General features: G+C 58.2%; 14 protein-coding genes. 10 read left to right on the top strand and 4 right to left on the bottom strand.

Annotated features, from left to right (window positions below):
• The 5 genes from DSOUD_RS09395 to holA all read left to right on the top strand — a co-directional run bounded on the left by DSOUD_RS09395 (position 1) and on the right by holA (position 5,010).
• Complete coding sequence (locus DSOUD_RS09395) at positions 1-378, top strand: response regulator (protein WP_053550768.1); 378 nt, start codon at positions 1-3, stop codon at positions 376-378.
• Between the two features lie 154 nt (positions 379-532).
• Entirely contained in the window at positions 533-751 is a 219-nt protein-coding gene (gene infA, locus DSOUD_RS09390; protein WP_053550767.1) for a translation initiation factor IF-1, read from the top strand.
• A 166-nt stretch (positions 752-917) separates the two neighbouring features.
• The gene (gene leuS, locus DSOUD_RS09385; protein WP_053550766.1) at positions 918-3,473 is read left to right on the top strand and encodes a leucine--tRNA ligase; all 2,556 of its coding nucleotides are present in this window, start codon (positions 918-920) and stop codon (positions 3,471-3,473) included.
• A 95-nt stretch (positions 3,474-3,568) separates the two neighbouring features.
• Positions 3,569-3,985, top strand: coding sequence for an LPS assembly lipoprotein LptE (lptE, locus tag DSOUD_RS09380; RefSeq protein ID WP_198300302.1), 417 nt, complete (start codon positions 3,569-3,571; stop codon positions 3,983-3,985).
• Between the two features lie 23 nt (positions 3,986-4,008).
• A complete protein-coding gene (gene holA, locus DSOUD_RS09375) occupies positions 4,009-5,010 on the top strand; it encodes a DNA polymerase III subunit delta (RefSeq protein WP_053550764.1) in 1,002 nt (333 codons plus the stop codon).
• Between the two features lie 57 nt (positions 5,011-5,067).
• On the opposite strand, the gene rpsT is transcribed toward holA, so the two are convergent.
• The gene (gene rpsT, locus DSOUD_RS09370; protein WP_053550763.1) at positions 5,068-5,331 is read right to left on the bottom strand and encodes a 30S ribosomal protein S20; all 264 of its coding nucleotides are present in this window, start codon (positions 5,329-5,331) and stop codon (positions 5,068-5,070) included.
• Positions 5,332-5,583: 252 nt separating this feature from the next.
• Here rpsT and murJ point away from each other — a divergent pair, with 252 nt between their 5' ends.
• Both murJ and DSOUD_RS09360 read left to right on the top strand, forming a co-directional pair.
• Complete coding sequence (gene murJ, locus DSOUD_RS09365; RefSeq protein ID WP_053550762.1) at positions 5,584-7,158, top strand: murein biosynthesis integral membrane protein MurJ; 1,575 nt, start codon at positions 5,584-5,586, stop codon at positions 7,156-7,158.
• Complete coding sequence (locus DSOUD_RS09360) at positions 7,158-7,682, top strand: methylated-DNA--[protein]-cysteine S-methyltransferase (RefSeq protein ID WP_053550761.1); 525 nt, start codon at positions 7,158-7,160, stop codon at positions 7,680-7,682. Before murJ ends, DSOUD_RS09360 begins: the two co-directional genes overlap by 1 nt.
• 16 nt (positions 7,683-7,698) lie before the next feature.
• Here the strand turns inward: DSOUD_RS09360 and DSOUD_RS09355 are convergent, their stop codons facing one another.
• A complete protein-coding gene (locus DSOUD_RS09355; RefSeq protein WP_053552352.1) occupies positions 7,699-8,349 on the bottom strand; it encodes a lysophospholipid acyltransferase family protein in 651 nt (216 codons plus the stop codon).
• A 133-nt stretch (positions 8,350-8,482) separates the two neighbouring features.
• On the opposite strand from DSOUD_RS09355, the gene DSOUD_RS09350 reads away from it, so the two are divergent.
• The 3 genes from DSOUD_RS09350 to DSOUD_RS09340 all read left to right on the top strand — a co-directional run bounded on the left by DSOUD_RS09350 (position 8,483) and on the right by DSOUD_RS09340 (position 11,284).
• Entirely contained in the window at positions 8,483-8,929 is a 447-nt protein-coding gene (locus DSOUD_RS09350; protein WP_157671825.1) for a VanZ family protein, read from the top strand.
• Between the two features lie 82 nt (positions 8,930-9,011).
• On the top strand, positions 9,012-10,586 hold the full coding sequence (locus tag DSOUD_RS09345; RefSeq protein WP_053550759.1) for an ExeA family protein: 1,575 nt from the start codon (positions 9,012-9,014) through the stop codon (positions 10,584-10,586).
• A 2-nt stretch (positions 10,587-10,588) separates the two neighbouring features.
• Entirely contained in the window at positions 10,589-11,284 is a 696-nt protein-coding gene (locus tag DSOUD_RS09340; RefSeq protein ID WP_053550758.1) for a general secretion pathway protein GspB, read from the top strand.
• 77 nt (positions 11,285-11,361) lie between these two features.
• Here DSOUD_RS09340 and DSOUD_RS09335 read toward each other — a convergent pair whose 3' ends face one another.
• Both DSOUD_RS09335 and bioA read right to left on the bottom strand, forming a co-directional pair.
• On the bottom strand, positions 11,362-13,551 hold the full coding sequence (locus DSOUD_RS09335) for an OmpA family protein (protein ID WP_053550757.1): 2,190 nt from the start codon (positions 13,549-13,551) through the stop codon (positions 11,362-11,364).
• A gap of 128 nt (positions 13,552-13,679) precedes the next feature.
• Positions 13,680-15,029 (bottom strand): adenosylmethionine--8-amino-7-oxononanoate transaminase, encoded by a 1,350-nt coding sequence (gene bioA, locus DSOUD_RS09330; RefSeq protein WP_198300301.1) that lies wholly within the window; start codon positions 15,027-15,029, stop codon positions 13,680-13,682.
• Positions 15,030-15,067: the final 38 nt, after the last annotated feature.

The raw sequence follows: 15,067 nt of genomic DNA, 5'->3' as shown, positions 1-15,067 counted from the left end.
ATGTCCACATACAAGGTTCTCGTTGTAGAAGACTCACCAACCATGCGGCAATTGATTGTTTTTGCCCTCAAACGAATCCGGGGGTTCACCATCATCGAAGCCAACGATGGCGTCGACGGCCTGAAAAAGCTCTCTTCGGACAAATTTGACCTGATCTTTACCGACATCAATATGCCGATCATGGATGGCCTCAAGCTGGTGAGCCTGGTGCGCAACGATCCCGGTTACAAGAATGTTCCCATCGTTATCATCACCACCGAAGGAGCAAGCGAGGACCGGGAGCGCGCCCTGGCCCTTGGAGCAAACGATTACATCACCAAGCCGATTCAAACCATCAAGATCATCGATGCGGCAAAGCGATTGCTCAATCTCAGCTAGCAGTCGTCTGTTCGCGCGGGACCGGCGCACACTCATTTTACCCGGAGATTGACCTGCCAGAACTTGACAATCCCCGGGGTATCCATGTTAACTATAGCGGCTAAGCCGATGGGCTCGCACCACGCCGTATTCCAACATTATTGAGGAGTCGATTTTGTCAAAAGAAGAAGCGATCGAAGTTGAAGGTTCTGTTATAGAGCCCCTGCCCAATGCCATGTTTCGTGTCAAGTTGGACAATGGCCATGTTGTTCTTGCCCACATTTCCGGGAAAATGCGCAAGTTCTATATCCGTATTCTCCCCGGCGACCGCGTTACCGTGGAACTCTCCCCCTATGACCTGACCCGGGGACGGATTACCTACCGCGAAAAATAGTTCCGGGAGGTCCTTGCAGCGGGCGACCGCAAGAGTCGTTTCGCCCTCGGCCCGGCGAATTCATAGAACACCAGGGGAGAGCCGTCTTTCCCCTGGTTCCGTTAAACCATGCCGGCATATGCCGGTATTACTGTTTAAGAGCGGTCGTCATGGCTGTGGAGGACATATGCAGGAACGTTATGATGCCAGTGCCGTAGAGACAAGGTGGCAGCAGACTTGGGCCGACCAGAAGACCTTCAAGGTCTCGGAAATCTCCGACAAGGTGAAATATTATCTACTCGAGATGTTTCCCTACCCCTCGGGGCGGATTCACATGGGGCACGTCCGCAACTACTCCATCGGTGACGTTATCGCCCGATTCAAACGGTTGCAGGGTTACAACGTTCTGCATCCCATGGGTTGGGACGCCTTCGGCATGCCCGCCGAAAACGCTGCCATCCAGCATGGCACCCATCCCGCCAAGTGGACCCACGAAAATATTGCCAACATGCGGACTCAGCTCAAAAGAATGGGGTTTTCCTATGACTGGGACCGGGAACTGGCGACCTGCGATGTCGAGTATTACAAATGGGAGCAGCTGATCTTCCTCAAGATGTACGAGCGAGGGCTGGCCTACAAAAAGAGCTCCTTTGTCAACTGGTGCCCGGACTGCCAGACTGTTCTGGCCAACGAACAGGTGGAGGACGACTGCTGCTGGCGCTGCGACAGCGAGGTTCAGCAGAAAGAGCTGGAGCAATGGTTCTTCAAGATCACCGATTATGCCCAGGAACTTCTCGATGGGACGGATCGCTTGCCGGGATGGCCGGAACCGGTTTTGACCATGCAGCGCAACTGGATCGGTCGCAGTACCGGCTGTGAGATCGATTTCCCCCTCGAAGGATCGATGCAGAAAATCCGGGTATTCACCACCCGGCAGGATACCCTCTTCGGTGCGACCTTCATGAGCCTCGCCCCCGAGCATCCGCTGGCCCTTGAACTGACCACGGCGGCGCAGCGCGGAGCCGTCGAGGCCTTTCTCGCCAAGGTCGGCAAACAGGACAAACTCAGGCGCACCGCCGACGATTTGGAAAAGGAGGGGGTCTTTACCGGCTCCTTCTGTATCAACCCGGTCACCCGGAAGAGGATGCCGGTCTATCTCGCCAATTTCGTCCTGATGGATTACGGAACGGGCGCTGTCATGGCGGTACCCACCCACGACCAACGGGATTTCGAATTCGCCGGCAAATATGGTCTGGAAAAGGTCGTCGTCATCCAGCCTGAAGGGGAGGTGCTCGACCCCGGCTCCATGGAGGGGGCGTGGACAGGCTCAGGCATCATGGTCCATTCCGGAACTTTTGACGGACTGGACAACGAAGAGGCAAAAGAGAGAATTGCCGATTATCTCGCCGTGGAGGGGATCGGCAAAAAAACAGTCAATTACCGTCTTCGTGACTGGGGAGTCTCCCGCCAGCGCTACTGGGGGAACCCGATACCGATCATCTACTGTGATCTCTGCGGGGCCGTCCCCGTGCCGGAAAAGGATCTCCCGGTCGTTCTTCCCACCGATGTCTCCCTGACCGGTGAGGGGGGGAGCCCCCTGGCCAAGAGTTCTGACTTCGTCCATGTCTCCTGCCCGCAGTGCGGCGAGGCTGCCCGGCGCGAGACAGATACCTTCGACACCTTTGTGGAAAGTTCCTGGTATTTCGCCCGTTATGCCTGTCCCGATTTCCCCTCGGCTCCCATCGACCGGCAGGCGGCCGAATACTGGCTTCCCGTTGACCAGTATATCGGCGGCATCGAGCATGCCGTCATGCATCTTCTCTATGCGCGGTTTTTCACCAAGGTCTTGAGGGATCTCGGTCTGATGGAGGTGGACGAGCCCTTCTCCAACCTTCTGACCCAGGGGATGGTTTGCATGGAGACCCGCTCCTGTCCCGAACACGGATGGCTCTATCCGGAGCAGGTCCTTGACGGGAATTGCTCTTTCTGCGGGAAAGGGGCTGTGACCGGACGCAACGAGAAGATGAGCAAATCGAAGAAAAATGTGGTCGATCCCGACGGCCTCATCGACCGCTTCGGTGCCGATACCGCACGCCTCTTCTCCCTGTTTGCCGCTCCTCCGGAAAAAGACCTGGAGTGGAACGAACAGGGGGTGGAAGGTTGTTACCGCTTCCTCAACCGCGTCTGGCGAGCGGTTTTCGACAATCTGCCGATCATCCAGGAGACAAACGCCGACGGGGAGATCGGTGCCGAGGCGAAAGTCCTTCGGCGTCAGACTCATCGCACCATTAAAAAAGTTACCGAGGATATCGACGGTCGGTTCCACTTCAATACGGCAATCTCGGCAATCATGGAATTGGTCAACGCTATCTACTCCTTCAAGGACAAGGATGGTGCGCCCGCGGTTCTCCGGGAAGGGCTGGAAACCGTCGTTCGCCTTCTGGCCCCCTTCGTTCCCCACATTGCCGAAGAATTGTGGATCTCTCTGGGTCATGGAGCTCCCCTGGAAGAGTCCGGCTGGCCGAGCTGGGATGAGTCGGCGCTTATCGAGGATGAGATACTTATTGTCGTCCAGGTAAACGGCAAGGTGCGCGGGAAGATAACCGTCCCCGCCGACGCCGACGAGGAATTCGTCAGGACGGCGGCGCTCAATGATGAAAACGTCCAACGCTTCCTGGAGGGGAAGTCGGTTCGCAAGGTTGTCGTTGTTCCGGGACGTCTGGTCAGTGTGGTGGCAGGCTAATGGTCCTCCTTCGGGTTTTTCCTCTGCTTCTGCTGCTGTTGCCCGCAGCTTGCGGTTATCATTTCCCGGGGCACGGGGCGGGACCGTCGGCACAGGTGCAGACCCTTTACGTGGGGGGCATCGTCAACCGAACGACCGAACCCTTTATTGAAACCGCCGTTGCCAATGCCATCATCGAAGGCTTTTCCCGCCGCAAGGGGATTCGACCCATCGAAGATGAGGATCGGGCCGATGCTCTTCTGACAGGGGCAGTCACAGCTTATTCGTCCAAGCCGATCTCCTATGACCGCTTCGATCAAATCGTCGAATACCGCTCGAGCATGACCATAGAGGCGACTCTTCAGCAACAGAGCGACGGCAGGACACTGTGGAAGGGGTCGGTTTCCTGGTCGGAAGAGTATCTGGCAAACAGCGACAAGACCCTGCAGGAGGACAATGAGGCCCTGGCGATTGCCTCGATCTGCGATCGGTTGGCCGAAGAACTTCATGTGCGGGTTATGGACAATTTCTGAAACGGGGATACTCGGGTACAGCAATGACACTGGCAGAATTAAACCGGGCCCTCGATGAACGGAAGTTTCCGCAGCTCCTTTTCCTTTTCGGCGAAGAGACCTTTACTCTGGATCGCACAGCTGAGCGGATTCGCGATCGTGCCGTCCCGGTCGAATCCCGGGATTTCAATTACAACGTTTTTTACGGCAAGGAAGGGCGGGCCGAAGAAATTCTCGATGTCCTGCGGACCTTTCCTGCTTTTGCCGAGCATCGTCTCGTGCATGTCAAGGAGGCGCAGAATCTCTCCGCCGCCGAACTCGATGTATTTCTCTCCTATCTGAGAGATCCCGTCCCCGAGTCCATTCTCCTTTTTACCGCCGACAAGATCGACGGACGCAAGAAATTCTTTCAGGATTTCAAGAAACACGGAAATCTGATCGAGTTCAAAAAACCCTACGACAATCAGATCCCCGCCCTTGTCAAGGACATGGCCAGGGACGCAGGGCGCCTTTTTACCGAGTCGGCCCTCGCTCTTTTCTGCAGGAGGGGCGGCTCCAACCTGCAGGAATTGCATGGTGAGCTGACAAAGCTCTTTGCCTATGCGGGAGACCGTGATCTTATCGATGTGGATGATGTCGCGGCCATCGTATCCGACAGCCGGGTTGACAGTGTCTTCGACCTGGCCAACGCACTGGGGAAAGGGGACGCTGCCGAGGCGCTACGGCTCCTGCAGCGAATATTGGCCGAAGGCGTTGCTCCGCTGCTGATCCTCAACATGATGGTCCGCCATTTCCGTCAGCTATGGAAGACCCGCGAACTGCTCGACCAGGGAGTTGTCAGTCGGGAAATCCCCAAGCGCATCGGTATCAACCCCTATTTTCTCGACGGGTTGGTCGGGCAGGCCCGGCGCTTTCGGCCGGATCAGTTTCGGGCAGGGTTCGAACTCTTTCTCGGCGTCGATCTGGCTCTCAAGTCGAGCGGTGCCCATCCCGCGGCCCTTCTCGAAAAACTGATTCTCGACCTGGCCGGAACCAGGGCCAGGTAGAAAAAGGAAAAGGGGCCCTGGGGCCCCTTTTCGGTATGCTGCGATCTCTGTCCGGTTTTACTGGAGAGCGTTCACCAGTTTGCTCAGGCGGCCGATTTTGCGGCTGGCCGTGGCCTTGTGAATGACCCCCTTGGTGGCCGCCTTGTCGATGTAGGGAATAACCTTGCCGAGAGCGGTCTGGGCGGCGGCGGCATCGCCGGTTGCCACTGCTTCACGCACCTGTTTGACATAGGTTCTCATGGTCGAGCGGATATGGGTATTGCGGGCCGCCCGAACGGCGTTCTGCTTGTTTCGTTTGATTGCGGATTTGTGATTGGCCAAGATGATCTCCTTCAGCAGTTGATTTGGATACCCCGTTATTCATTTCGGAGAGATTTATAACATCCGATGCCGCAGGCGTCAAGTTAAAAAATTTCCAATTTTGCTAAATAACTCACATAGTATCTGGTACTTGCACCACCGACCACCGGAGTTAATGTAAAATAATCCTATATTTGCCCATCGAACAGCTCTGCGGAAGGGGTAAGGGTCAATTCAGCAGGCGGCAGTTCCATGGGGAGGCCTTGAATTCAGATGTCTGAAAACGTAAAAATTTCCAAGGCGACTGGCATCATGGGACTGGCCACCGGACTGAGCCGGGTCGCCGGTCTGGCGCGAGACATCGTCGTCGCCAGTCTCTTTGGCGCCGGGTTTGCCACCGATGCCTTCTTCATGGCCTTCACCATCCCCAATTTATTGCGTCGCTTCTTCGCCGAAGGATCCCTGACGGCCTCCTTCGTGCCGACCTATTCCGAGGTTTATCATCTGCAGGGGGAAGAGGAAGCGGACAGGATCGCCAATATCTGCTGGACTCTTCTGCTGCTGACCATGGCGGCCGTCACCCTCCTCGGGATCGTCGGTTCTCCGCTGCTGGTCGGGGGGATCGCGTCCGGCTTCGGAGCCGTCGAAGGAAAGCTCGCTCTGACCAACACCCTCAACATGGTCATGTTCCCCTATATCGCCCTCGTCAGTATGCTGTCTCTATTGACCGGGATTCTCAATGTCCGCGGGCATTTTTTCCTGCCGTCCCTCTCGCCGCTCTTTCTGAACCTCTCCATGATTCTCTGCGGCTGGTTTCTCTCTTCCCGCCTGGGGATTCCCATCCTGTCCCTGGCCATCGGCGTTCTGATCGGTGGGGTGCTCCAACTCCTGATTCAATATCCCGTTCTTCGCCGCATGGGGATCCGGCTGCGCCTCGACTTCAATTTCAGGGACGCGGCGGTGATGAAAATCGCCCGGCTCATGCTCCCCGGAATCGCCGGAGTGGCTATTTATCAAATCAATGTCGTCGTCACCCGTTTGCTGGCCTCCTATCTTCCTGAAGGGAGCGTCTCCTACCTTTATTACGGGCAGCGTCTCTTCGAATTTCCCCAGGGGATCTTCATCGTCTCCCTGGCGCAGGCCGTTCTTCCGTCCATGAGCCGTCAGGCCTCACGGGATGACATGGAGGGGCTCAGGAGCTCCCTGCGTTTTGCTCTCTCCCTGATCCTTCTCGTCACCTTGCCGGCGATGATCGGTTTGGTTTTGTGCGCCACCCCGATCTTTAGCCTCTTCTTCATGGGGGGGGCTTTCGGTGTTGAAGAAGTGGAAAAAACGGCGATGGCACTGGCGGCCTATGCACCGGGACTGTTGTTCGTCGGGATCAGCCGGGTCGTGGTTCCGACCTTTTATGCCTTGAAGAACACCCGCACCCCCGTCTGGATCGCTTTCTGGACCCTTCTGGTCAATGCCCTTCTCGGTATTCTTCTCATGGGTCCCTTCGCCCATCTGGGATTGGCCATGGCCCTGACCCTTTCTTCGGTGTTCAACAGCATTGCCCTGGTCTGGGCACTCCGCTCCAAAATCGGCCCACTGGGACTGACGGCGCTCCTTTCCTCCCTCGTCAAGCTCGTTCCTGCTGCTGTCCTGATGGCCCTCTTTGTTCAGGGGACCCTAGGTCTTATTGAATGGGACCTGGAAGGGCACAAAATTCTCAAGGGGATGGTGCTGGGGGGGGCTGTTCTGGGAGGAGGCGGAATTTACGCTCTGATCTGCTGGCTGCTGCGGGTTCCCGAAGCAACGGACGCTGCCGCGCTGGTGCGGAAAAAATTATTTCGCAGGAGGGAATAATGCTGAAAAGACCTCAAAAGGGAGGAAGTTTTGACCTCTGGTCCTCTCCGATCGGCTGGATCGGCGCGGTGGCCAGGGACGGTTTGCTTGTCGCTCTTTTTATCCATCCCGATTCCCATGAAATCAGAGAGCGTATTTCCCGCTATTTCCCCGGGGCCCTCCCCGGTGAGGACCGGATTCTCGGCGAGGTTCGGCACCAACTTGACGAATATTTTCACCACCAGCGAAGGGTCTTTGATCTCCCTCTCGATTTTACGGGGATCCCAACCTTTACTGCCCTGGTGTTGCGCAACCTTTCCCTGGTTCCCCATGGCGAAACCATCACCTATGGCGACCTGGCAAAAGAAATCGGCCGGCCGCTGGCCGCTCGGGCCGTGGGCGGGGCCCTGGCGGCCAATCCTTTTCCGATTGTCCTGCCGTGCCATAGGGTTGTTGGAGCGAAGGGGCGGTTGACGGGGTACTCGGGAGGGGAGGGGGTTGTGACCAAAAAGTGGCTGCTGGAGTTCGAAGGAAAACGGAGTTGAGCAAGGTATCGGGGGGTCAGAGGCCAGCCGATTCCTTATCACCTTCGAGAAGGGCGGCGATGGCAGCCATGACCCGTTCGACGATCAGCAGATGCGTTTCCTTGCAGTCTTCCAGGGAATAGAGATCGGAAAAATCGAGAGGTGCCCCGAACTGCACCCGGGCTTTTTGCCCGATCCCCGGAAAGTGCCAGTGGTTGAGTCCGGTCAAGGCCGTGGGAACAACTGTCGGCCGGGTGTCGTAGATGAGCTTGCCGACGCCGCGATTTCCCTTTCCCAGCACCCCATCCTTATTCCGGGTCCCCTCGGGGAAAAGCATGACTTTTTCACTTTTCAGCAGATCGTTAATGGTTTTGCCGGCTCGGACATCGCGCCCCCTTTTGACGGGGAAGGCTCCCCAGGAGCGGAACAGCCAGCCGAGAAGGAGGTTGTTGAACAGTTCCTCCTTGGCCGGCGCCCAGAGCATCTGCAGGGGGTAGCGCCTCATCACCGCCCAGGGGAGGAGGATGGTGTCGTAACCGGAGATGTGGTTGGATGTCAGCAGAACGCCGCCGCTGCGGGGAATATTCTCCGCGCCGCAAATTTTGAAGCGGTTGACCACCGACGCATAAAAGCCGATCATATAGGCGGCGAAGTTGGCCCAGATCCTGCGGAGAAGAAATGTTTTCAAGGGAACCTCGGGGAAGGGGGGTTTCAATTTTTTGGACTTATACCATTTCCCGGAAGTGACTGGCAATACCTAACCATTTCGGGTTGCGGCCGCACCGAAGGGAGAGGATTTGAAAATAATCAAGGAGATCAGCGTGGCAGGTCGAAAAAAGGAAACGACGATTCAAGTGACCGGGGGCAACGGCAAAGCTCTTTCGGTCTATATTCTGGCCACCGTTCTGTGGATGGTGGCCATAGCCTGGCTGTCACTGGTCCCGGCTCCCCCTGATCTCGGCGGAGTTTTCGGCTGGGACAAACTTCAACATGCCGTGGCCTATGCGGTGCTGACCTTTTTAACCGGCAGGGTTTTCTCTGCAATATCTCCCCGTCCCCTCCGTGCCTGGGGCGGGGCCCTGCTCTTTGCGATTACCCTGGGATTCGGCCTGGAAGTCGCCCAGGAACTCTTCACGATCGGACGCCGGGGAGACCCCGCCGATATTCTGGCTAACAGCCTCGGAGCCCTTGCCGGCTGCGTGAGCGGCCATTTCACGTTGCGACGGCGCCGTGGGGATGCCGGGGATCGATTAGACAGCGAGGTTTAAGGAATGCGTTTGCAGCAGCCTTCGCAGAGGCGACACCCTTCGCCTCGACGACGGCAGCAAATAACCTGAGGGAAGTCGAGCCATGTACAACGAATATTTCGGCCTGGAAGAGGCGCCTTTTTCCATCGCCCCTGACCCCCGGTACCTCTATATGAGTGACCAGCATCGGGAGGCTCTGGCCCACCTCCTCTATGGCATACGCTCCGCCGGCGGATTCGTCCTTTTGACCGGCGAGGTCGGGACCGGCAAGACCACTGTCTGCCGGTATCTTTTGGAGCAGCTCCCCGACCAGACCGACGTCGCCTTCATCTTCAACCCCAGGCTTTCGGCGCAGGAACTCCTGGCCACCGTCTGCGACGAGTTCGGGATCGTTTATCCCCGGGGGGAGACCGGCAGCAAAATCCTCGTCGACCGGCTCAACGCTTTTTTGCTGGAGGAGCATGCCCGGGGACGGAGAGCCGTTCTCATCATCGACGAAGCCCAGAACCTGAGCGTCGATGTTCTCGAACAACTGCGTCTTCTGACCAATCTGGAGACGAATCGCCACAAGCTCCTGCAGATTATCCTCCTGGGCCAGCCCGAGTTGCAGGCGTTGCTGGCAACATCGCAACTGCGCCAACTCTCCCAGCGCATCATCGCCCGCTACCACCTGAAGCCTCTGACCCCGGTTGATGTCGCCGCCTATGTCAGCCACCGCTTGTCCGTCGCCGGCCTGGAGCATGACCTTTTCTCCCGAAGGGCGATTCGGATGCTCTACCGACTGAGCCGTGGGGTCCCCCGGATTATCAACATTCTCTGCGATCGGGCCTTTCTTGGCGCCTACGCAACAGGTCAGCGCCAGATAACACCCCAGATTCTCCGCCGTGCCGCCCGGGAGGTCTCCGGCGTCGGGAGTCCGCAGCGCAAACGCCTCGCCTGGTCTCTTCTGATCCTTCTCTTTTTTCTTGTCGGAGGGGGCGCCCTGGCTGCCGGCCGCGTCGAATCCTGGTGGGCGGCCAAGCGAGCCCAGGTGGGCGATTCTTCCGTCCCCCTGATTTCCTCGTCGGATTGGCTGCCGGTTGGGTCTGCCGACAAACAACAGGCCTACCGCGACCTCTTTTTTATCTGGGGCAGGGATGTCTCCATGGCGGGGGATGCCCCCTGTCTCTCTGCAAAGGCTTTGGGTCTGGAGTGTTTCAATAAAAAGGGGAGCCTTCGGGACCTTCGTCACTTGAACCGCCCCGCGGTATTAACCCTTGTTGACAGAAGCGGCACCCCCTGCTTCGTCACCCTTGAGTCTCTTGAGGGGAATAGGGCACAGCTTCTGGTGGGTGGAAAGCGAATGGCTGTCCCTACTCCGGATCTCGAATCAAGGTGGACCGGCGACTATTCGCTGCTCTGGCGTTCTCCTCCCGAGAGTGACGGGGGGGTGCGTTTTGGTGACAAGGGAGCCGGCGTCTCCCATGTTGAACAACGGCTCGCTTCTGTCCAGGGGTGGAACCCGCGTCCCGGGACAGAACTTCTTTTCGACGAGACTCTTGCGATCAAGGTCCGCCAATTTCAACTTACCCGCGGCCTGGTGCCGGATGGCATTGTCGGAGCACAGACCCTGATCCATCTCAATACGGCCGCAGGAGACGATGTGCCGCTGTTGTTCCCTCCGAAGGAAGGTTTCTAGTCATGTCCTATATTCTTGAGGCCCTTAAAAAAGCCGAACAGAAAAGAGCCCGGGGAGAACTCCCCGACCTTCAGTCGGTGACCGGGGCACCGAGCACCGCCGCACCAAAGCCCGGCAAAATGGTATGGAAAAAACTCCTGGTCCTGGCGTTGCTGGGGAACATTCTTGTTTTTTTAATATACGGGGGTTTTCTACGCATCGAACAATCCCGCCCGGTCATTGCAGATGCTCCCGGGTCTGGAAGGGTTGAGACCAGGGGGGAGAGCGGGGAAGGGGAGGGCAGGGCGGACAAGGCTGTGCCGTCCACCGTGAAGGACCAGGGGTCCCCTTCAGCCAGCCCCCGAAACCCCGAGAAGGGGGAGGCCGGCGTTGAGGAACGAACGTCACCGAAGGAGCAGGAGCTCCCGAGGGTTGTGAAGGAGAAGCCGCCCGTGATCGCGCCCGCCTCCGGTCAGGTCAATCTTTACCCAAAACTGCCGTCAGAGGTTCAAGCGGGTATCCCGAAGATGACCATGACGCTGCATTTCTATGTTTCCGATGCAGCCGCCCGCATGGTCAGGATTAACGGGCGAAATTTGAGGGAGGGGGATGGGCTGAACGAAGGAGTAAAAATTGCTGAAATCACACCCCAGGGGGTCATCTTCGAATCGGCCGGATATCGTTTCGAGGTTCCTGGCCTGAGGGTGGCCCGCCGCTGAGTGCAGATTTTTTGATTTGAAACAGGAAAAGGCAGCCGATCGGCTGCCTTTTCCTGTTCGGGGCGAGGAGATAACACCTATTGGACAGGCACTTTTTTGGGGAGAAGCACCAGAATCTCTACCCGGCGGTTTTTGGCCTTGCCTTCCGCAGAATCGTTGGGTGCTATGGGTTTGCTTTCGCCGAAACCCTTGACAAAGAGCCGTGCCGGATCGAATCCATTATGGACCACCATGTTGGTTGCGATGGTAATCGAGCGCTGCAGGGAGAGCTTATCATTGTAGTTGTCGGACCCGAGGCTGTCGGTGTGTCCGTCCACCCGCAGCAGAAACTCCTTCTTCTCTTTGCGCAACTGTTCTGCAACCATCGCCAGGGCGGCCATCCCTTCCTGGGACACCTTCCACTGGTTGGTGCCGAAGGTCACTTCCTGCAGACGGAACTTGCGGTAGACGACCGCTTCGATCGACTGTTCAGTGACGGCAGGGGTGGCCTGAACCGTCGGGCCGGGCCCAACTTCCGGCGGTTCGGCCGCCGTGGGCATTCCGAGCCCCGGGGCGGGCGCCGTCGCGGAGATGGCCTCAAAGGGAACTCCGGAGACCTCTGTCCTTTCCGGGATGGAAAGAGCCGGCGCAGGGGAAGGAACGGCAGCGAGCTCGGTGGGAGGGGGCTCGATTCCGGCAGCGGGCGCCGTTGCAGGGAGAGGTGAGCTGGCAATCTGAATTTCGGGTGCTGACTGTGTTTCAACGACAGGATCGGCTGTCGGGACGGGTAAGTCGACAGCCACTGGGGGGACCGCTGCCATCGGTTCCGCGGCCGCTCCGGCCATGGGCTCCGGGGCAGCAGAGGTCTCTTCGACAAGGGGAGCGGGCGAAACAACAGGTTCGACCACGGCTGCCGGTGCGGCGATGACCGGAGCCGGAGCAAGGTTTGGGGTATTTACCGCCGCGCCGGGGGCTGCAACGACGGCCACTGGTGCGGAGACGACCGGGGCGGCAGCAACGGCAGCGGTTTCGATAGCGGCAGAAGCGATTTTGACCAGGGAAGTGGCCGCAGCTACAGATGAGCTTATCGCAGGGCTTTCGGAAGCAACGACACCCGGCACCACCTCGGCAACAGGAAGCGTTTCCACGGCAGGCGCCGGCTCTTGAGCCGGCTCGACAATCCCCTCCGGTGTGTCGGCGGCAATCGCGGCGGACTCCTCGGGGACGGCATCGATAGGAGCGACGGCCATCAGCGGCTGAATCGGAACGATCGGGGCGGCGAGGAGCCTGTTGGTCCCAGGGACCAGAAGGCGCTCTTCGAGGGGAAGTACGACCTCTTCGGCGGGGGATTCCACAGGGATTTCAAATTGACCGACGGGTTCGACCGGTTTCGGGGCCGTCCGGATAGCCAGAGGGGTCAGGGTTCTGACTTTGATCACCTTGACCGGTTCCTTGTCTTCATCTGCAACCGCTTCTTCGTCAACCGGCACAATAGTCGGGATCGGTTTCTGATAGGTGCCGATTCCCTGGCAGGTGGAGAACCCGACCAGTCCCCGATAGTCGGGACTGGCGTCGCTGAGCCCGATCCCCGCTCCGAGGTTGAATGTCAGGTGCGGAGAAACGAAGTATTGCACGCCCAGCATCGCTTCCTGTCGGCCCTCCATGGAATCGATCAGTTTGCTCTGCGATTCCATCTCGGCGATGACGCGAAACCTCTCGCTGGGATAAAGTTCGATCCCCCCTCCGAAAACGTACTGGTCGTTGTACCCGCCCGCCAGGATCGGAGGGTTTTCGTTGGTCACATATCCGCCGTTGGCGTGAATCCCGAACCTTCGGGATTTGAAGCTGGCAATCAGGCGGGTGCTGAGACTGTTGATGCCGTCCAGGGCCGGATTGTCCGATACCGATTTGCGCAGCTGACCGTCGATGGCCAGCTTGAAGGGGGCGGATCGTCCCCCCCACACCTTCATCTTGAGTCCGAGGTTGGCGAAACCCCGCCCGCTCTCCGACTCTTCGCCATTGGCGAGGAGATTGGGGTAGGATCCGTAGGCCTCAAGAAAGGTTCCGAGACCGAGGGTTATGGCCGTCGGAACGATGGTGGCGCCCTGATCGCTAAATTCGGCGTGATTGGCCCAGATTCCCACGCAGATATTGCCGGCCGAAAGGGTCTCGGCTGTTGGCTGGGTCAGGAGGCCCGTCTCCCCATAGGGAGTGGGAGTGGCCAGCGCACCGGAAGCCGAGCCGGTCAAAAGAATGAAAAGATAGATTATGGAAAAACCCCGGTGCATCGAAATCCCTTTCGCCAGAACGATCTTTTGAACCAGTCCATTGCATGCAAGTTAACGGCCAGCGGCAAAAAATAGCATCCTGGGCGCTGGAATTCAAATAAAAAGCCTGCGGTGGGAAGGGGAGGGGATCAGGGGGCGGTCACTTCGTCGATGACCGAAAAAGCAATATCAAGAAGCTCTTCGAGCACCTCGAAAGGGGTGGTCAGGGGGGGCATGAAATAGAGGACATTTCCAAGGGGGCGCAGCACTGCACCCTTGCCCAGAGCCTTCTGGTAGGCCTGATATCCCCGGCGTTCTTGCCATGGATAGGGTGTTTTGTCGGCCTTTTGGCGGACCATCTCCACGGCAGCCACCATGCCGCAGCGCCGGAATTCTCCGACGTGGGGGTGGGCCTCGAAACGGGGTGCGTAATCGTCAAAAAGTGTCATTTTTTCCGGAAGGGTTTGAAGGATTTTTTCGTCCTCGAAAATCTTCAACACCTCAACGGCGACGGCGCAGGCCAGGGGGTTCCCCGAATAGGAGTGGGAGTGGAGAAACGCTTTCTGGCTCTGGTAGTCGTCGTAAAAGGCGTCGTAGATCTCGTCGGTTGCCAGAACGACGGCCAGCGGCATGTAGCCCCCGGTGATCCCCTTGCTCAGGCACATGAGGTCGGGTGCGACGCCGGCGTGTTCGTTGGCAAACATCCGCCCGGTCCTCCCGAAGCCGACGGCAATTTCGTCGGCGATGTAATGGACCTGGTTTCGGTCGCACAGGGCCCGCAACTTCTTCAGATACAGTGGGGGGTAGATCCGCATCCCCGCGGCTCCCTGGATCAGGGGTTCGATGATGACGGCGGCAATATTCTGCGCCTCTTCAGTCAGTATGGCCTCGAGATGTTCGAAACACTGGGCCTGGCAGGTGGTGCGGTGGAGTCCGTAAGGGCAGCGGAAACAGTCCGGTCCCTGGGCCTGGAATCCCTCGAGAAGCATGGGGCGATAAATGGAGCGGTATTGGTCGCACCCGCCCACGGACAGGGCTCCGACCGTTTCGCCATGGTAGGCTTCGGTCAGGGAGAGAAATTTGGTTTTTTTGGGTTTGCCGACCTGCTGCCAGTACTGGAAGCTCATCTTCATCGCCGCTTCGACGGCCGAAGAACCGTTGTCGGTGAAGAAGACCTTGTTCAGTTTTCCCGGTGCCAGCTCGCAAAGGCGTCGGGACAGCTCGACGGCCGGTTCGTGGGTAAAACCGGCGAAGATGTGATGGGCGATCTTCTCCGACTGAGCGGCGAGGGCCCGGTTGAGTCGAGGATGACTGTGGCCGAAGAGGTTGACCCACCATGACGAAACACCGTCGATGTAGCGTTTCCCCGAGGCATCGATCAGATAGACCCCTTCGCCCCGTTCGATGGGGATCGGCGGGAGCGATTCGTGATCCTTCTGCTGGGAGCAGGGGTGCCAGACGTGCGCCCGGTCAAGTCGTAGAATTTCGGAAATTTCCATGGTGAGCGATCCGCTGTTTTTTTGGTATGGAATGAAAT

Origin of the sequence: Desulfuromonas soudanensis, from assembly GCF_001278055.1 — a bacterium.
Lineage (GTDB): Bacteria > Desulfobacterota > Desulfuromonadia > Desulfuromonadales > WTL > Deferrimonas > Deferrimonas soudanensis.
This window is presented reverse-complemented; position numbering and strand designations above follow the sequence as displayed.